At 34.4% G+C, this 19,549-nt stretch carries 18 protein-coding genes; 13 read left to right on the forward strand and 5 right to left on the reverse strand.

Going from position 1 to position 19,549, the window contains the following annotated elements; all coding sequences use genetic code 11:
- Positions 1 to 115: 115 nt before the first annotated feature.
- On the reverse strand, positions 116 to 910 hold the full coding sequence (locus AC1QSP_RS12170; protein WP_484078928.1) for a thymidylate synthase: 795 nt from the start codon (positions 908 to 910) through the stop codon (positions 116 to 118).
- Between the two features lie 81 nt (positions 911 to 991).
- On the opposite strand from AC1QSP_RS12170, the gene AC1QSP_RS12175 reads away from it, so the two are divergent.
- From AC1QSP_RS12175 to AC1QSP_RS12185, 3 genes are read left to right on the forward strand one after another with little or no spacing between them, the layout of a single operon-like run.
- Positions 992 to 1,255: a hypothetical protein gene (locus AC1QSP_RS12175; RefSeq protein WP_484078929.1), complete on the forward strand. Its 264-nt coding sequence runs from the start codon at positions 992 to 994 to the stop codon at positions 1,253 to 1,255.
- A 16-nt stretch (positions 1,256 to 1,271) separates the two neighbouring features.
- Complete coding sequence (gene rlmB / locus AC1QSP_RS12180) at positions 1,272 to 2,021, forward strand: 23S rRNA (guanosine(2251)-2'-O)-methyltransferase RlmB (RefSeq protein ID WP_322970985.1); 750 nt, start codon at positions 1,272 to 1,274, stop codon at positions 2,019 to 2,021.
- Between the two features lie 13 nt (positions 2,022 to 2,034).
- Positions 2,035 to 2,265 (forward strand): hypothetical protein, encoded by a 231-nt coding sequence (locus AC1QSP_RS12185; RefSeq protein ID WP_322970984.1) that lies wholly within the window; start codon positions 2,035 to 2,037, stop codon positions 2,263 to 2,265.
- 15 nt (positions 2,266 to 2,280) lie between these two features.
- On the opposite strand, the gene AC1QSP_RS12190 is transcribed toward AC1QSP_RS12185, so the two are convergent.
- Both AC1QSP_RS12190 and xrtF read right to left on the reverse strand, forming a co-directional pair.
- A complete protein-coding gene (locus tag AC1QSP_RS12190; RefSeq protein WP_484078930.1) occupies positions 2,281 to 2,721 on the reverse strand; it encodes an exosortase F system-associated membrane protein in 441 nt (146 codons plus the stop codon).
- On the reverse strand, positions 2,714 to 3,250 hold the full coding sequence (gene xrtF / locus AC1QSP_RS12195) for an exosortase family protein XrtF (protein ID WP_484078931.1): 537 nt from the start codon (positions 3,248 to 3,250) through the stop codon (positions 2,714 to 2,716). The genes AC1QSP_RS12190 and xrtF overlap by 8 nt, the downstream gene beginning before the upstream one ends.
- Positions 3,251 to 3,455: 205 nt before the next feature.
- Between xrtF and AC1QSP_RS12200 the strand changes: the two genes are divergently transcribed.
- From AC1QSP_RS12200 to gyrB, 3 genes are all read left to right on the forward strand, one after another.
- Positions 3,456 to 3,902: a GAF domain-containing protein gene (locus tag AC1QSP_RS12200; protein WP_484078932.1), complete on the forward strand. Its 447-nt coding sequence runs from the start codon at positions 3,456 to 3,458 to the stop codon at positions 3,900 to 3,902.
- Positions 3,903 to 3,907: 5 nt separating this feature from the next.
- Entirely contained in the window at positions 3,908 to 4,534 is a 627-nt protein-coding gene (gene rsmG, locus AC1QSP_RS12205) for a 16S rRNA (guanine(527)-N(7))-methyltransferase RsmG (RefSeq protein WP_322970980.1), read from the forward strand.
- A 152-nt stretch (positions 4,535 to 4,686) separates the two neighbouring features.
- A complete protein-coding gene (gene gyrB, locus AC1QSP_RS12210) occupies positions 4,687 to 6,624 on the forward strand; it encodes a DNA topoisomerase (ATP-hydrolyzing) subunit B (protein WP_484078933.1) in 1,938 nt (645 codons plus the stop codon).
- 124 nt (positions 6,625 to 6,748) lie between these two features.
- Here the strand turns inward: gyrB and AC1QSP_RS12215 are convergent, their stop codons facing one another.
- On the reverse strand, positions 6,749 to 8,374 hold the full coding sequence (locus AC1QSP_RS12215) for an ABC-F family ATP-binding cassette domain-containing protein (protein ID WP_484078934.1): 1,626 nt from the start codon (positions 8,372 to 8,374) through the stop codon (positions 6,749 to 6,751).
- 67 nt (positions 8,375 to 8,441) lie between these two features.
- Between AC1QSP_RS12215 and smpB the strand changes: the two genes are divergently transcribed.
- The gene (smpB, locus tag AC1QSP_RS12220; RefSeq protein WP_484078935.1) at positions 8,442 to 8,894 is read left to right on the forward strand and encodes an SsrA-binding protein SmpB; all 453 of its coding nucleotides are present in this window, start codon (positions 8,442 to 8,444) and stop codon (positions 8,892 to 8,894) included.
- Between the two features lie 55 nt (positions 8,895 to 8,949).
- Positions 8,950 to 10,452 (forward strand): thrombospondin type 3 repeat-containing protein, encoded by a 1,503-nt coding sequence (locus tag AC1QSP_RS12225; protein WP_484078936.1) that lies wholly within the window; start codon positions 8,950 to 8,952, stop codon positions 10,450 to 10,452.
- 118 nt (positions 10,453 to 10,570) lie between these two features.
- Here AC1QSP_RS12225 and AC1QSP_RS12230 read toward each other — a convergent pair whose 3' ends face one another.
- Positions 10,571 to 12,220: an ABC1 kinase family protein gene (locus AC1QSP_RS12230; protein ID WP_484078937.1), complete on the reverse strand. Its 1,650-nt coding sequence runs from the start codon at positions 12,218 to 12,220 to the stop codon at positions 10,571 to 10,573.
- Positions 12,221 to 12,474: 254 nt separating this feature from the next.
- Here AC1QSP_RS12230 and rpsA point away from each other — a divergent pair, with 254 nt between their 5' ends.
- The 5 genes from rpsA (at position 12,475) to AC1QSP_RS12255 (ending at position 19,532) form a co-directional block, all read left to right on the forward strand.
- Positions 12,475 to 14,280, forward strand: coding sequence for a 30S ribosomal protein S1 (gene rpsA, locus AC1QSP_RS12235; RefSeq protein WP_484078938.1), 1,806 nt, complete (start codon positions 12,475 to 12,477; stop codon positions 14,278 to 14,280).
- 189 nt (positions 14,281 to 14,469) lie between these two features.
- A complete protein-coding gene (locus tag AC1QSP_RS12240) occupies positions 14,470 to 15,921 on the forward strand; it encodes a porin (protein WP_484078939.1) in 1,452 nt (483 codons plus the stop codon).
- An 83-nt stretch (positions 15,922 to 16,004) separates the two neighbouring features.
- Complete coding sequence (locus AC1QSP_RS12245) at positions 16,005 to 16,682, forward strand: response regulator transcription factor (protein ID WP_484078940.1); 678 nt, start codon at positions 16,005 to 16,007, stop codon at positions 16,680 to 16,682.
- Entirely contained in the window at positions 16,654 to 17,949 is a 1,296-nt protein-coding gene (locus AC1QSP_RS12250; RefSeq protein WP_484078941.1) for a sensor histidine kinase, read from the forward strand. Before AC1QSP_RS12245 ends, AC1QSP_RS12250 begins: the two co-directional genes overlap by 29 nt.
- 146 nt (positions 17,950 to 18,095) lie before the next feature.
- A complete protein-coding gene (locus AC1QSP_RS12255; RefSeq protein ID WP_484078942.1) occupies positions 18,096 to 19,532 on the forward strand; it encodes a porin in 1,437 nt (478 codons plus the stop codon).
- Positions 19,533 to 19,549 lie beyond the last annotated feature (17 nt).

Consider the following 19,549-nt stretch of genomic DNA (forward strand, 5'->3'; position numbering starts at 1 on the left):
AACACTAATGTAGAATTAAAATTTTAATTTCAAAATGAAATAAACCATTTTCATGATTTTTTATGATCGATAGGTAAAAAAAGGCAATGAATCACTTCATTGCCTCAATTATATTTTAAACAGCTACAATTCCTTTAATGTGAGGATGTGCTTGGTAATTGATCAGTTCAAAGTCCTCATACGTAAAATCAAAGATGTCTTTTACTTCTGGATTGATTTTCATCGTTGGTAATGGATGGGGTTCTCTTGTTAATTGCAATTGAATTTGGTCAAAATGATTTTTGTAGATGTGCGCATCTCCAAAAGTGTGGACAAAATCGCCTACTTCTAAATCACAAACTTGTGCCACCATCATTTGTAATAAAGCATATGATGCAATATTAAAAGGTACACCTAAAAAGATATCGGCACTGCGTTGGTATAACTGTAAGGATAATTTACCATCGTTTACATAAAATTGAAAAAAGGCATGACAAGGCGCTAGAGCCATTTGATCTAATTCCCCCACATTCCAAGCCGAAACAATAATACGTCTTGAATCAGGATTATTTTTGATTTGATCGATGGCCACTTTGATTTGGTCGACTACTTCTCCATTTGGTTTACCCCAAGAACGCCATTGTTTTCCATATACAGGTCCTAGATCACCATTTTCGTCTGCCCATTCGTTCCAAATTCTGACACCATTATCCGTTAGATATTGGATGTTTGTGTCTCCTTTTAAAAACCATAATAACTCGTGAATGATCGATTTTAAATGCAATTTTTTCGTAGTTACTAAAGGAAAACCTTCTTTTAAGTCAAAACGCATTTGATAACCAAAAATACTTTTGGTTCCTGTGCCTGTTCGATCTTCTTTCAATGTTCCTTCGTTCATGACTTTACGACATAAGTCTAAATATTGTTGCATTTGATTCGAATTTTAATGAGTAAATGATAAAAACAAAAGTATAGTAAATTTAGCGTATTTTTGAATTGCATATTGATTAAAATGAAATATCCAGCAATTCTTTCAGTACTTCTCCTATTGGCGCTCTTATTTTTTGTCAAACGAACAAAAAAAGGACAGGAGTTAGTGCAACATTTTTATTTCCAGACCTTTATTATGGTATTTTTAATGGGGAGTTTGGTTTTTCGTTTAATTCATTTTTCTTTGAATTTATGGAGTGTAATCGCTGTATTTATCCTTGCATTTGCATTAACGACAGGCTTACCACATTATATCCAAAAAGTAAAGAAAAGGATTGGTAAATAATTGTATCTTTGCAACTATGAAAAACGAAGGAGGTATTTTTGGTCTTAGACCTGTTATTGAAGCGATTGAAGCAGGGAAAACAATCGATAAAATTTTTATTCAAAAAGGATTACAAGGTGAAATCTTTTCTGAATTAAGAAAATTAGTAACGGAATACGAAATTCCAGTAAGTTATGTTCCGGTTGAAAAATTAAATCGTTTCACAGGAAAAAACCACCAAGGAGTTTATGCATTTATTTCACCGATTGAATTTGATTCGATTGAAAATGTATTGCCTCAAGTTTGGGAAAAAGGAAAAACTCCATTCATTTTAATTTTAGATCGTGTAAGTGATGTTCGTAATTTTGGAGCGATTGCACGTACTGCAGAGTGTGTCGGAGTAGATGCAATTATTATTCCTGCAAAAGGTTCAGCCTCTGTAAACGGGGATGCGATTAAAACATCAACAGGAGCTTTATATAATATTCCGGTTTGTAAAGAGACAAACTTAGTGAATGTAATTAAATATTTACAAGCATCAGGAATTTCAATTTTCTCCGCATCAGAAAAATCAGCAGATTTTATTTATGATGCCGATTTCTCTGTTCCAACAGCTATTGTTATGGGTAGTGAGGAGGATGGAGTATCAGATTCGATCATTAAAATTTCAGATAAAATTATTAAGTTACCAATGGCAGGACAAACGGCATCTTTAAATGTTTCAGTTGCTGCTGGTGCCATTTTATACGAAGCGGTTCGCCAACGTATCAATGCTGATTTATTCTAAATTTTATTAAACCATGTCATACGCAACAATCATAGGACTTTTACTTTTAGCATTATCATATGTGATGTATGCGACAACACACACTGTTTTTGAGGTGATGATTAAAGAATACAGTTTTAGTATTGGGATTGTAGGTGGAATTGGTATAGGGTTGATTTTTGGAGGGTTTTTAGGATGGTTATTTAAATACCGCACCCTAAAAAAAGAAGCTCGAAAAGAAGCAGAACAACAAGATAAAATATAAAAAAAGCGACTGAAATTATTCAGTCGCTTTTTTATTTCGGATCTCTTGGTAATAAAAACAGGGAACCAAAAGGATTAAAAACATGGGTTGAATTAAAAATCGACGAATATAAAAGAATATCATTTCTCCAAAGTTGAATTGATGACGGAGCATATATGCATAAATTGGCAACAATATTATAAACCCTACTATTCCAAGAACAATCGTCAATTTTACATACATCTGCTTCCAGAACAACACTTTTATGATGAAAGCAGTTAACAGAAGATTAATCATATAACGGAAGAATACATGACTATACAATTTCATCTCATCCATAGCAGGAAGGGTGTCATGTTGTGCATTTTTAAAATAGCTTAGTAAAGGATCATAAAATAAGTGCTGTTCGAAAACACGAACCAACACCAATCCAAATACCAATAAAGCAGCTATGGAGTATCGTAAATAGTTAGGCATTTGATTTCTTTTTTAAGACAAATTGTTTTATCCAAACAATCCATAGAATAATAATTGAACCGTAAATAATGGCAGGAAAGAGGTAGTCGTGAGAAACTTTAGAATATTCCGAATGGTATCGGAAAATGTACGTTAAAAGAATAATTCTAAAAATATTCATACCAAAAAGAGCCACTAAACTAAGGATGATATAGGTAAAGGTTTGTTTAAAAGTAGTGTAAAAGGCTAAAATAAAAGAGACGAATATAATTAACACGGATATAGCGTTGCATCCTTCATTTACAATTGAGCCTATTTTACGATCCACTAATAAGCGCATAAAATTTTCTCCAGGCAAATGCACCGTCATCGATTCAAAACCAATCCAATTAAACCCTTTTGAGGCTAAATCTGCACAAAAACGTGTAAAAGGATCAGGCTGATTAAAAGGTAAATATTGATTCAGGTACCAGTTGTAAATGATAATCAATAGAATATATGAGCCTAAAAAGCGAAGCAGAAAATATAGTGTGGGTAAATATTGTTTCATAGGGTAGTTTATATAAACAAATATAACTGAAATCATAAGAATATATTCGTTCTCCTTTGCAGAAATACAATAATTATTCTCTGTATATAAATACAAGAAAAGAATAATGTTCTAATAAATGTTGATTATGCTTAATTTATTTCTTTAAAGCGATTAATATCTGATCTAATTCATAATTTTGTTCGTTTTAAAATTAGAATATACCATGGAAAATTTAAATAAAAGAGTAGATGTCATTTTTGATAGTCCAATAGCAGTAGAGGAAAAACTACAACGTATTTGTCAATTGTTATCGGATGAAGTAGAACACTACAATTGGGTGGGATTTTACTTTAAGAATGGAGATAAAAATGAATTGAAATTAGGACCATATGTCGGGGCTGAAACCGATCATGTAATTATTCCTTACGGAAAAGGAATTTGTGGTCAAGTGGCTGAATCGAACGAGACTTTTGTTGTTCCAGATGTATATGCTCAAGATAATTATTTGGCTTGCTCGATTGAAACAAAAGCTGAAATTGTAATGCCTATTTTCAAAAATGGAGAAAATATTGGTCAAATTGATATTGATTCGCACACAATTGATCCATTTACTGATGCAGACACAAAATTGTTGGAGTATATTTGCAACAAAGTTTCTGAAATCATATAATCTTTATGGATTTAATTTTAAAATATTTTCCTGATTTAACTGAAAAACAAATCGAACAATTCAATAAAGTTGGCGATTTATACAAAGAGTGGAATGAGCAAATCAATGTTGTTTCACGTAAGGATATCGATGAAATCTATACCAATCATATCTTACATTCTTTAGCGATTGCTAAAGTGATGAAGTTTGAGGATGGTTCGGATGTCTTAGATGTTGGTACTGGAGGTGGATTGCCTGGTATTCCATTAGCGATTTTATTCCCAAATGTTAATTTTCATTTGGTGGATTCTATTGGTAAAAAAATTAAAGTGGTTCAAGGTGTTGCCAACGGTTTAGGTTTAACAAATGTGAAAGCAGAACAAAAAAGAGCGGAAGAGTTGCATCAACATTATGATTTTGTTGTTTCTCGTGCGGTAACTGCTATGCCTCGTTTTGCAGAATGGATCAGAGGAAAATTTAAAAAAGATTCATTAAATCCATTGCCGAACGGCTTGTTATATTTGAAAGGAGGTGATTTGACGGAAGAGTTAAAAGATTTTCCAAATGCTGAATTGCATAATATCTCTGATTTCTTTGAAGAAGATTTCTTCGAGACGAAGAAAGTCGTTTACTTGCATAAAAAAGACATATAACCATTTATTGGTCTATCGATAAAGCCTTGATTTTTCAAGGCTTTTTTTGTGATGATTCATTTTGAAAAGGATGTTTTTAACCTTAGTTTGTGATGGTAAGTTGGCTAAATTTCACTATATTTGTTTGTTTTAAAAAGATAGAGAAATACATTATGAGTAATAACACATATACGGCGGATAATATCCAGGCGTTAGAAGGTATGGAGCACGTTCGTCTTCGTCCTTCAATGTATATTGGAGACGTCGGAGTTAGAGGATTGCATCACTTAGTTTATGAGGTTGTTGATAACTCTATTGATGAAGCGTTAGCAGGTTACTGTGATACGATTAAAGTAACAATATTAGAAGGGAACTCGATTCGTGTAGAAGATAACGGTCGTGGGATTCCTGTTGATATGCACAAAAAAGAAGGGAAATCGGCTTTAGAGGTTGTAATGACTAAAATTGGAGCTGGTGGAAAATTCGATAAAGATACCTATAAAGTTTCTGGAGGTTTACACGGGGTTGGTGTATCCTGTGTGAATGCGTTATCTAACCATTTAACGGCAGAAGTTTTTAAAAACGGTAAAAAATATATCCAAGAGTATTCAAAAGGTAAGCCATTATACGATGTCAAAGCAGTAGGTGAGACCGATCGCAATGGTACAACTGTGACTTTCACACCGGATGATACGATCTTTCAAGAAGTAACAGAATACAACTATAATACATTAGCCAATCGTTTACGTGAATTAGCATTCTTAAATAAGGGAATCAACATTACATTAACTGATGAGCGTACTACAGACGAAGAAGGAAATTATGTTTCTGAAACGTTCCATTCTGAAGAAGGATTAAAAGAATTCGTTGAATTCATTGATGGTAATCGTGAATCTATTATGGATAGCGTGATCTTCATGGAAGGTGAGCGTGATGGTATTCCAGTTGAGGTAGCGATGCGTTATAATACTTCGTATACAGAGAATGTCCATTCATACGTTAATAATATTAATACACACGAAGGAGGAACCCATTTAACAGGTTTCCGTCGTGCATTAACACGTACCTTAAAAAAATACGCCGAAGAAAACTTTAACTTAGCAAAAGAGAAAGTTGAAATCGTAGGGGATGATTTCCGTGAAGGTTTAACAGCAGTAGTTTCTGTTAAAGTAATGGAACCTCAATTCGAAGGTCAAACGAAAACAAAATTAGGGAACTCTGAAGTGTCTCCAGCGGTTGATAAAATCGTTGCGGAGATGTTAACGAATTTCTTAGAAGAAAATCCAGCATCGGCAAAATTAATTGTTGATAAAGTGATTTTAGCGGCTAAGGCACGTCAAGCGGCGAAGAAAGCCCGTGAAATGGTACAACGTAAAAACCCAATGGGTGGAAGTGGTTTACCAGGTAAGTTAGCGGATTGTTCTTCACGTAATCCAGAAGAATCTGAATTATTCCTTGTCGAGGGTGATTCTGCCGGAGGTACGGCAAAACAAGGGCGTGATCGTCATTTTCAAGCGATTTTACCATTACGTGGTAAGATCTTGAATGTGGAAAAAGCGATGGCTCACAAAGTTTTAGATAACGAAGAGATTAAAAATATTTATACGGCTTTAGGTGTAACTATTGGTACAGAGGAAGATTCAAAAGCCTTAAACATTGCAAAATTACGTTACCACAAAATCGTCATTATGACCGATGCCGATGTCGACGGTTCTCACATCGCGACATTAATTTTAACGTTCTTCTTCCGTTACATGAAAGAATTAATCGAGCAAGGACATATTTATATTGCAACTCCACCACTTTATTTATTAAAGAAAGGAGCGAAACAAATATATGCTTGGAACGAGAAAGAGCGTGAACAAATTACACAAGAATTATCAACTGATGGTAAAGGTGTAACCATTCAACGTTACAAAGGTCTTGGGGAAATGAACGCGGAACAATTATGGGATACAACCCTTAATCCTCAACACCGTACATTACGTAAAGTAACGATTGATAATGCTGCTGAAGCCGATCGTGTCTTTTCGATGTTAATGGGGGATGATGTTCCACCACGTCGTGAATTCATTGAGCAAAATGCACACTATGCAAAAATTGATGCTTAATTTTTAAGCTTTCATATATTTTGAAGTCCAGCTGACGAGCTGGACTTTTTTTATGGCAATTATTTTTTAGGGATAAAAAAAACTCCAATCGTTTGATTGGAGTTTTTTAAATTATAGTGAAGAATTATTTTCCGTAATATTTCGCTTTTAATTCTTTTACTTTAGGATCTTCTAAGAATTCATCGTAAGACATGTAACGATCGATAATACCGTTTGGTGTTAACTCGATGATACGGTTACAAGTCGTTTGAATTAATTCGTGGTCATGAGACCCCATTAAAACAGTTCCTTTGAAGTTGACTAAAGAGTTGTTTAAAGCTGTAATCGATTCTAAGTCTAAGTGACCTGTAGGTTCATCTAACATTAAAACGTTCGCACGTAATAACATCATACGAGAGAACATACAACGCATTTTTTCACCTCCTGATAATACAGAAGATTTTTTCAAAGCTTCGTCTCCAGAGAATAACATTTTTCCTAAGAAACCACGCATAAATTCTTCGTGACGCTCTTCATCTGATTCTGTGTATTGGCGTAACCAATCCACTAAATTGATATCTTCTTTAAAGAAATTAGTATTATCTAATGGTAAGTAAGCTTGAGTTGTTGTAATTCCCCAAGAGAAATCTCCAGAATCTGGTTGTGCATTTCCTGCTAAAATTTCGAAGAATTGAGAAATGGCTTTCGAATTGCGAGAGAAGATACCTACTTTATCCCCTTTCTTTAAGTTGATGTTTGCATCTTTAAATAAGATTTCACCATCAACAGAAGCCGATAAATTGTTAACTTCTAAGATTTGGTCTCCAGCTTCACGTGATTGTTCCCAAATAATCGCTGGGTAACGACGAGAAGAAGGTTTAATGTCATCGATATTTAATTTCTCTAACATTTTCTTACGAGAAGTCGTTTGTTTTGCTTTCGCTACGTTAGAAGAGAAACGAGCAATGAAATCTTGTAATTCCTTTTTCTTTTCCTCTGCTTTCTTGTTTTGTTGCGCACGTTGTTTTGCTGCTAACTGAGAAGACTCGTACCAGAACGTATAGTTTCCAGAATATAAGTTTAATTTTCCGAAATCTAAGTCACAAATGTGCGTACAAACTGCATCTAAGAAGTGACGGTCGTGAGAGACAACAATTACCGTGTTTTCGAAGTTTCCTAAGAAATCTTCTAACCATTGGATTGTGTTAACGTCCAACTCATTCGTAGGCTCATCCAAAATCAATACATCAGGATTACCAAATAATGCTTGAGCAATTAAGATACGTACTTTCGCTTTATTATCTAAATCTCCCATTAATGTGTAGTGCATATCCGACTCAATCCCAACATTCGATAATAATGTTGCAGCGTCTGATTCTGCATTCCACCCGTTCATTTCTTCATAAATAACACCTAATTCACCTGCTTTGATTCCGTCTTCTTCAGAGAAATCAGGCTTAGCGTATAAGGCATCCATTTTTTCTTTAATATCATATAACACTTTATTTCCACGTAATACAGTATCTAAAACAGTGTATTCGTCGTATTTAAAGTGATTTTGTTCAAGTACAGACATTCTTTTCCCTTTCTCTAAAGAAACATGTCCTGAAGTTGGATCAATTTCTCCCGATAAAATCTTTAAGAATGTAGATTTTCCGGCACCGTTAGCCCCAATGATTCCGTAACAGTTGCCATTTGTAAATTTTATATTAACTTCGTCGAAAAGTACACGCTTTCCGAATTGAAGTGATAAATTAGAAACATTTAACATAATTTTTGGTATGATGTTTGTTTTAACATTTCGGCAAAGTTACAAATTTTAATTGGAATAAAATAAAGTGCAAAAGGAAGTTACAATTAAGAATAAACGTGCACGCTTTGAATTTGAATTATTAGATTCATACGATGCCGGGATCCAATTGTTTGGAACTGAGATAAAGTCAATAAGAATGGGGAAAGCCTCAATCACTGAAAGTTTCTGTCAAATGAAAGACGGTGAACTGTATATCATTAATATGTTTATTGATGAGTATGATTGGGGGACCTATTTTAACCATAAAACTCGAAGAGATCGAAAATTACTTTTGACGCGTTCTGAATTAAAGAAGTTAGAACGTAAGACAAAAGAAACTGGATTAACAGTTGTTCCGACAACTCTCTATATTAACAATAAAGGATTAGCTAAGCTAAGGATTTATTTAGCAAAAGGAAAGAAACTTTATGATAAGCGAGAGACAATAAAAGGAAAAGATTTGAAAAGAGATTTGGATAGAATGATAAAGAATTCTTAAATTTGCTTTAATATTACTAAAAAGAAAATATATTTAAAACGCTAAATATTTGATAATGAAAAAGTTTAATCTATTATTATCTGCAATGACGTTACTATTAGCTGGTAACTCATTAGTAGACGCTCAGAATTCTAGAAATCCATGGGCAATTACAGTAGGTGCACACGCAACTGATCACCGTGCAGCTCGTGGAGCTTTCGACCACTACTTTGATACTGATAACTGGGATATCGTTCCACCTTTATCTAAATTATCTGTTATCCGTAACTTAAACAGATCTTTCGATGTTGATTTAACAGCTTCTGTTGGTGAAATTGACAACAAAAGATTAAATATCAACGACGAATTATTCATCAACGCTGGTTTAGGTTTACGTTATAAATTCGCTAATGGATATTTCTTAAACGAAAACTCTTGGTTTGATCCATATTTAAGAATTGGAGCGGGATACCACCGTTATGATTACTCTGGATTCTCAACTCCATACGTTTCTACAATTGGTGAGTCTGATAACCCACAAACTGATATCTTAAACGAAGATGTAACAGCTGAGAAAAATCACTTCGTATTAAACGGAGGTGTTGGTATTAACTTCTGGTTTACTAAAAACTTCGGTTTAAACGTTGCTTCTGATTACAACTGGATCCCAGCAACTCAAACTGATTACTTCGACTTCTTCCAACACACAGTTGGTTTAACTTTCCGTTTCGGAAACAATGATAAAGATGGTGACGGAATCATCGACGACGAGGATGCATGTCCAGAAGTTGCAGGTATCGCTACAAACGATCCAGCTACAAACGGATGTCCAGATGCTGACGGAGACGGAATTCCAGATCATTTAGATAACTGTCCAAACGAATTCGGACCAAAAGAAAACAACGGATGTCCATGGCCAGATACTGATGGTGACGGATTAACTGATAATGTTGACGAATGTCCAGAGGTTGCAGGACCACAAGAAAACAACGGATGTCCTTGGCCAGATACAGATGGTGATGGAATCTTAGATAAAGAAGACGCTTGTCCTACAGAAGCAGGTATTGCTACAAACGATCCAGCAACTAACGGATGTCCAGATAGAGATGGAGATGGTGTTGTTGATAAATTAGATGAGTGTCCAGACGTTAAAGGACCAGCAGAAAACAACGGATGTCCTTGGACTGAAGTTCACGTTGCTAAACGTTTATCTTCAATCTTATTCGAGTACAACTCTGATAAAATTGTTGAGTCTTCTTACGATGACGTACGTGTAGCAGCACAAATCTTAAACTCTGAAGATTTAAAAGATAAAAACTTCTACATCGACGGACACGCTGACCAAAGAGGATCTGCTGCTTACAACAAAACTTTATCTTTAAAACGTGCTAAAGCATTAGTAAAGGTTTTATCTGAAAGAGGTGGTGTTGACGCAAAACGTTTAACAGCTCGTGGATTAGGTGAGTCTCAGTTATTATGTAAAGAAGAAACTGAAGAGTGTTACCAAAGAAACAGACGTGTTGAAGTTTTACCTAAAACTGCAACAGTAACTGAAACTAAAGTTATCAAAAAGAAATAATTTCTAACGATACATTAGATATAAGGCCTTCTCGATGAGAAGGCCTTTTTTATTATCGGTGCTATATGTAACCAATAAAAAACTCCTTTCGTTTGAGAAAGGAGTTTTTTATTGCCTGTTATTTCTTTCGGAATACGTAATATAAAATGGATAGTCCTGTAAAAATGGACATTCCATATCCAACCCAAGCTAATAATGGCATATCAAGAATTAATGGTCTCACTTTGGTATTGGCGAGCATACTGGCTCCAATCCCAAAGGTCAGTGTAAGAATTGCTAATACTAATTTGTTGACACTTGTCTTTATAATGGCAAGGATTAATCGAATTTCAGCAATCTTAAAATTTAAAGCCAATTGATCATTGTTTACTTTTTCAATTAACTTTAAAGTATCTTCTGGGATATCATCCATTAAATCTTTGAGATCACTCAAATTTTTAATGGCTTTCTTTGCTACGTTTTGAGGGTATAATTTTTCTTTTGCAAGTTTAGCGGCATATGGTCGCATGGATTTTTGAACATTTAAATCCGCGTCTAATTGTTGTCCAATCCCTTCAATTAAAGCCACACCTCTTAGTAAGATATAGACATATTCAGGAAGTAAAACATGATTACGATTCAAAATATTGTTAAATTTTTTGATAATCACTTGGACTTCGATTGTGTCTACGGTGTTGTATTCTAAGTAATCGAAAATATCAGAAATGTCACGTTCTAATTGTTTGTCATCTTCAATATAATGTTTAATGGCCATTTTTTTTAACGATCGTACAATTTTACGTGTATTCTTTAAACCAAAATTAATTACGACATCTTCTAGCAAATCTCGTTCGGTTACCGTTAGCACGCCCATCGAGCCAAAATCAATAAAGACAATTTGACCATTGGGTTGAATAAAGATATTGCCTGGATGAGGATCGGCATGAAAAAAACCATCGTCTAAAAGTTGTTTCAGATAAATATCAAATCCCTTTTCTACAATTTTTTTAGGTTCTATTCCATGCGTTCGTAATTGTTCAATGTCAGTAATTTTAAACCCTTCAATGAATTCCATACAAAGAATATTGTTGTTGCAATAATCTTCATAAGTTTTAGGGACATATACATCTTTACTGCCTTCAAAATTTTTTCGGAATCGTTCGATATTCTGATATTCGTTGACTAGGGAAAGTTCTTTTAGAATCGAATTTTCGAAACTACGTTCAATTTCAGAAATAAATAATTTTTGCAAACGAACATACTTTTTCTCTAAGAAGAAAATTAAATCACGGATTAATGCTAAGTCCGATTCGATGATTCGTTGAATATTTGAACGTTTAACTTTTAGAATCACACGATCACCTGTAATAAGTCTTGCACGATATACTTGAGAAATACTTGCCGCGGCAAATGGCATTGGCTCGATTTCTAAGAAATGATCCCGTACCACAATTCCAAACTCTTCTTCTAAACGCGCTTCGATATCGATGGGTTCAGGAGGGACATTATCTTGGAGTTTTTTAAGTTCTAAAATCAATTCTTCAGGAACCAAATCTTTACGATTACTTAATAACTGTCCAAATTTGATATAGGCAGGACCTAATTCTTCTAATGCGAGACGAATTCTCTGATTAAAATTTTGAGTAAAAATATCTTGGGTATGGCCTGTGTTTAAAAAGTCGGGCGTTAAGGCTTCTAAAGGACTTCTCGAAAGAATCTCTTCAAATCCATATTTCGATAAAACACTTACAATTTTAGAAAAGCGTTTTATTTTTTTTATGCTGTCCATCTGTTAGGTATTGATTGTTTATAAAGTTAGACAAAATTTTTGCCAATTTGGAGTTCTCAATTTTAAAAAAGGTTGTGATTTTGAGCAATTTTAACGAAAGAATGATGTAATTAATTGAAAATTAATGTATATATTTGCACTCGCTAAAATGTGAAAGAAGCCAGCGAACTTATATTAAGTTAAACTCCTCTCATTCATTTGTTTACATTTATAGGCTTCTAACAAAATTGAATTGAGATACAAATGATATTATTATGTCTACAGAAAATCAAGTAGAAGAGCAAGTAATTGAAACTGCTCAAACTGACGTTTTAGCTAACGCTAACGTTGCTCCTGAGTCTTTTGACTGGGAATCTTTCGAATCAGGTTTAAACGAAGAAGATCGTAAAGAAAAAGCTGAATTAGAGCAAATGTACGATACAACTTTAGAAGACTTAAACGAAAACGAAGTTTTCAAAGGTCAAGTTGTACGTATTACAGATAAAGAAGCTATCGTTGATATCAACTTCAAATCAGAAGGTGTTATTTCATTAAACGAATTCCGTTACAACTCAGATTTAAAAGTTGGGGATATCGTTGAAGTAATGGTTGATCAACGTGAAGACAAAAACGGACAATTAATCTTATCTCACAAAAAAGCTCGTACATTAAACGCTTGGGATGCTGTTAATAAAGCACACGATTCTCAAGAAATTGTTAATGGTTACATTAAAGCTCGTACGAAAGGAGGTATGATCGTTGACGTATTTGGAATCGAAGCTTTCTTACCAGGTTCTCAAATCGATGTTAAACCAATCCGTGATTACGAACAATTCGTAGGAAAAACTATGGAATTCAAAGTGGTTAAAATTAACCCAGAATTCAAAAACGTAGTTGTTTCTCACAAAGCGTTAATCGAGGCTGACATCGAAGTTCAAAAGAAAGAAATCGTTGCTCAATTAGAGAAAGGACAAGTTTTAGAAGGAGAAGTTAAAAACATTACTTCTTACGGTGTATTCGTAGACTTAGGAGGTGTTGACGGTTTAATCCACATCACTGACTTATCTTGGTCTCGTATCAACCACCCATCTGAAATCTTAGAAGATGGACAAAAAATCAACGTTGTAATCTTAGATTTCGACGAAGATAAATCTCGTATCCAATTAGGTATTAAACAATTAGAAGCTCACCCATGGGATGCTTTAAATGCTGATATCAAAGTTGGTGATAAAGTTAAAGGAAAAGTTGTTGTTTTAGCTGACTACGGTGCATTCGTTGAGGTTGCTCCAGGTGTAGAAGGTTTAATCCACGTTTCTGAAATGTCATGGTCAACTCACTTACGTTCTGCTCAAGATTTCGTAAAAGTTGGTGATGAGGTTGAAGCAGTAGTTTTAACTTTAGACAGAGAAGAAAGAAAAATGTCTTTAGGAATCAAACAATTAACTCCAGATCCTTGGACAGATATTACAACGAAATACCCTGTAGGTTCTACTCACAAAGGTAAAGTTCGTAACTTCACTAACTTCGGTGTATTCGTAGAATTAGAAGAAGGTGTTGACGGATTAATCTACATCTCTGATTTATCTTGGACTAAGAAAATCAAACACCCATCTGAGTTTACTAACGTAGATGACGTATTAGATGTAGTTGTTTTAGAATTAGACGTTGAAGCTCGTCGTTTATCTTTAGGACACAAACAATTAACTGAAAACCCATGGGACAAATACGAAGCTAAATATGCTGTAGGAACTATCCACACAGGTGTTGCTGCTGACGTATTTGACAAAGGTGCTACAGTTCAATTCGAAGACCAAGAAGTTGAAGCTTTCGCTCCAGCTCGTACTTTAGATAAAGAAGATGGTTCTCGCGTTAAAAAAGGTGAAGAAATTTCTTTCAAAGTAATTGAATTCAACAAAGAATTCCGTCGCGTTGTAGTTTCTCACACTGCTACTTTCCGTGAGGAAGAAGCTAAACAAGCTGAGAAAGTTGCTGATAACAACAACAAAATCGAAACTTCTACTTTAGGAGATATCGATTCATTAGCAGAATTAAAAAAGAAAATGGAAGAAGGAGGAAACTAATTCTCTAACTGAAGTTTTAAAAAAATAATGCTTAGGCTACTCATTTTATGGGTAGCCTTTTTTATTTTTACTTCTTTTTATAGGAATTCTATAACAAAATGTTAAATGTTATGGATTAAGAAATTAAGTAGATGAAATTGATAAATTCATCGCTTTTTATTTAATATATTTGGCGGCGAACGGATAAATATGAAAAGAGGCTTAATTTTTGTGGGCATATTACTTGCAACTGCAAAATTATTTGGACAAGAAAGTTCAATACAGCAAGATTCGGTACAAGCCATTCCTGCTGATTCAATGATAATACAACATAGGGAGAATACTACGGCTCCAGTTTTTAAGCATTCATTAGGAGAATTAAATATAAAATTGGATGAGAGTGGCTCTCGTTTTATGAAATTTAATCTTAACTCACAGGTTTGGTTAAGAAGCATTGAAAATAATCCTGGAACATTAGTGAATGGTGTTCAACAATCCCATACGACGGATGCAGGACTTAGAAGAATGCGTGTAACGTTGAAAGCACAACTTTCTTCGGCTTATCATATTTATGTTCAATTAGGAATCAACAATCAATCATTTATTGCGGGTGGAGGAAGTGGAACCGGAGCCAATGGCCAAGGAAAAAAGCCACAAATTTTCTTTATGGATGCATTTAATGAATACGAAGTTATACCTAAAATAAATTCCAAAACCAATTTAGAAAATAAATTTCATCTGTCGCTTGGAGCAGGATTGCATGGTGTGAATGGTATTTCCCGTTTAAGTAATGCCTCAACCGCTAAATTTTTGATGGCCGATTTGCCTGTTTTCAATTATCCTAATATAGAAGTATCCGATCAGTTTGCTCGACAATTTGGTGTTTTTGCTCGTGGTGAGTGGAACCATTTGAATTATCGTTTTGCTGTTAATAAGCCTTTTGCGACAAATCAGCAACCGGAAGTTGGACAAACCGTTGATAACAATCAATCTGGAAAATTAAGTTATTCGGGATATGTAGCCTACAACTTCTTGGATAAGGATGATACCTCTACGATTTTCTTTTCGGGAAATAATTTAGGAACTAAAAAAATGTTGAATCTTGGTGTTGGTTTTTATAATGCCAACTCATCCGCTCTCTCTCAATTAAATGAAGGTGAATTTAAATCTCACGACCAATCCGTACTAAGTGCTGATATATATGCCGATTTACCGGTTGGTAATCCTCATAAAGAAATGGCATTTAATGTTTATTCGGTTTTTTACCGTTATAATTTTGGACCCCATTATTTGAGAAATACTGGAATTATGAATCCGGGAACCATCGATCCAAATTATGATGGAACCCTAGCGCTTGAAGGGGCGGGAAATGGACGTAATTTATTAGGAACAGGAAATATGTGGTATACACAAGCTGGATTTCTATTGCCTAAATTTAGCGATAAGGTCAAGTTGCAACCCTTCGCATCCTATACTTTAAAAGATTTAGATGGTTTAAATGAAGTTGGTCATTACTATGATTTAGGAGCTAATTTATTTATCCTATCGCAATCTGCAAAAATCACCTATCAATACTCTTCACGGCCGTTGTATGATCGAGTTAATAAAGAAATGTTCGATCGCAAAGGGGAACATATCTTAATGTTACAAATCGCATTTTAATTATATCAAACCATCTCTTCTCATAAGGGATGGTTTTGTTTTTTATGCAAAAAGTTTAACTTTAGAACCAATTTTAACATTAAATGAAACTACTATTAATTGAAGATCATTCCGAATTAGCCCAAAACATTATTCATTTCCTTCAACAAGAAAATTATTTGTGTGATTGGGTGGATACATTATCCTTGGCAAAGGATCATTTGTCCATGTATGAGTACGATTGTATTCTTTTGGATATTACTTTACCCGATGGACTTGGATTGACTTTATTGCACCACATCAAAAATAATTATTCTGCTACTAAGGTTATTATAATTTCAGCTCAAAATTCCTTGGATTATAAAATTTTAGGGTTAGACAGTGGAGCAGATGATTACATTACCAAACCCTTTCCCTTGCCAGAATTACATTCGCGCATCAAAGCGGTTACACGCCGAAGTGCTGACCAAGGTATGCATCAAATTTTGAAGTTTAATGAAATTGAAGTGGATTTGGATTCAATGGAATGTAAAGTGAATGGCAAGAATCTTACTCTTACAAAGAAAGAACTCAATTTACTGATCTATTTTATCAATAATAAGAATCGAGTATTATCTCGTCAGGCCATAGCCATTCATCTTTGGGGAGAATATACTTATAATTTGGACAATGTGGATTTTATTTATCAACATTTAAAGAATTTAAGAAAGAAGATTGCGGAGTGTGGGGGTGTAGATTATGTACAGACAGTATATGGGTTGGGGTATAAATGGTCGGAATAAATTAAGCCTTAGCCAAAAGCTTACGCAATATTTTGCGGTAATTGTCTTTCTATCCTTGGCATTTGGGTTCATTATTTTTTATTTTGCCATCGAACGTGCCACGACACAATCAGCTATTGGTAAATTAGAACATTTGAACCAAGTGATTGCTCATAAATTAAGCGAACAGTCTATTGATGAAATTCAATTGACACACCCTCACGTTCAAATTACAGAGCTCACTCCAGAAGACATTCATTTGGTCGATGAAGTCGTTAAAGAAGGGAAGTATGAATGGAACGATAGGCTACTAACGAATGCGAATAATGTGACTGTTACTACTTTTCCATTTGTAGGCAATAAACATTATGCTATTCAAAGTCAAATCAGTTTAACCATCATCGATAATGAGTTTTTCGTTGGTATTATCATGACCATTGCATGGATTTTTGTCTTTATTATTATTACTTTAATTTTCTTTGGGGAATTAATTACACGAAAATTATATACCCCTTTTTATCATTTGGTGGAAGAAATGCAACGTTTTGATGTCCGTGAAAGCCCCACATTGCAAGTGATGGATACTGATATAACAGAACTTGCTCAACTCAATCATTTATTTCTTAAAACTTCAAATCAATCCATTGCGCATTACGAAGCTTTAAAAGAATTTACCCAAAATTTATCCCACGAATTGCAAACCCCTATGGCCAATATAAAAGGGAAAATTGAACTTATGCTCAATACCAATCTTTCGGAAGAGCAAATGCAAGCTTTGAGTAGTATGTATGATGAACTCAATAAAGTATCTTCCATTAATCGTTCGTTGGTCTTATTGATGAGTTTAGATCATCATCAAATTACGGAGGAGGAATTGAATGTATCTCCCCTAATTGAAGAGATTATCTTAGATCATGAAGATATGATTGCAATGAATGGTGTAGCATTGACATATCAACTTGAAGCGAACGTTCCCATTCAATTGAATCCATTATTGGCGCAAATTGTGTTTTCTAATTTGATTAGCAACTCCAATCGTCATAATATTCCTCAGGGAAAGATTGAAATTCAGTTGACTACAGATTATTTTATGATTAAGAATACAGGATATGAACAAGAATTTTCGAATGATACCATCTTTCAACGCTTTAAAAAAGGGAAACATAACGCCCAATCCATTGGGATTGGATTAGCTTTAGTGAAGAAAATTTTAACGCTTTATCGTTATGAAATAGCGTATCATTACGAAAATAATGAACATGTATTTATAATCAAATTCAAGAATTGATTTCTTTATAAAAGGTTGATCATTACTGATTTAATAAAAATCAGAATTAATTCAAGAAAACTTCAAAAAAACTTCAAATTTGGATTGTTACTTAGTGGTGTAAAAAATACACAACCTTTTTTACCAACAACACTACTAAAATTAACATGAAAAATTGCTTACTTATTTCAACAATGTTTTTGACCGGAATAGTTTCTGCGCAAGATTCTATTTCGCCAAAACTTGTTGATGAAATTCAGCAACCTCAACCTATTCTCGAAAATAAGAATCTCCCAACGTTTAAAAATTCTTTAGGAGAATTAAAAATTAATATTGATCCATCTGGAGATAAAAATGTAAAATTCGGTTTTTCAAACCAAGTATGGTTTAGGTATTTGGAAAATAATCCAGGTACTGCGGTAAATGGTGTTCCACAAGACCGAACGTATGATGCAGGGATACGTCGAATGCGTATTACGTTAAATGCTCAATTAACCCAAGCTTATTCCATCTTTTTACAATTTGGTATCAATAACCAATCCTTTATTAGTGGAGGAGGAACGGGAACGGGAGGGAATGGTCAAGGGAAAAAACCACAGATTTTCTTTATGGACGCTTATAATGAATTGGCTATTGTACCTCGCGTCAATGCTGAAACCAAAAAGCCCAATAAAAATCATCTTTACTTAGGTGCTGGATTACACAGTTGGTCAGGTATCTCTCGTATAACAAATGCGAGTACGACTAAGTTATTAACAGCAGATTTACCTGTATTTCATTTTCCTAACATTGAAGTATCCGATCAGTTTGCGCGTCAATTTGGAATATTTGCTCACGGTGAATTCAACAAATTGAATTATCGTGTGGCGGTGAATAAACCTTTTGCCACAAATCGTCAACCAGGCGTAGGTGAAATTGTCGATAATAATCAAGGGGGTAAATTATCCTATGCTGGATATGGAATGTATCAGTTTTTAGAAAAAGAGACGACAGCGACTTCATTCTTAGCAGGAACTTATCTTGGTGCAAAAAAAGTTTTTAACATTGGTGCTGGAATATATACCTCAGCAGATGCAACACTTGCACAACCAGAGGCAGAGGTATTTCGTTCTTATGATAATACCATGATTGGTGTAGATGCCTTTTTGGATATGCCTATCGGTAAACCTTCGAAGGAGATGGCAATATCGGTTTATTCTGCGTTTTTTGATTACAATTTTGGACCGAATTATTTGCGTACCAATGGGATTATGAATCCAGGGACAAAAGATCCCAACTTTACCGGAATTGCAGCGGTAGAAGGATATGGAAATGCCAAATATCTGTTAGGTTCAGGGCAAATGTGGTTTACACAAGCTGGATTTGTTTTACCAAAATTTAGTCATCAATTAAAAGTTCAACCTTTTGTGAGTTATACGTTAAAAGATTTGGATGGATTAAATGATCTTGCCCATTTCTATGATGTTGGTGCGAACTTATTCATCTTATCTCAAAACGCCAAATTAGCATATCAATACTCTTCTCGTCCTTTGTTCGAAGCGGAATCCAAACGATTATTGACGCGTAGAGGAGAACATCTTTTTACATTACAAATTGCTTTATAACCCTATTAAAACACACA

It is taken from the genome of Faecalibacter sp. (genome assembly GCF_057177045.1).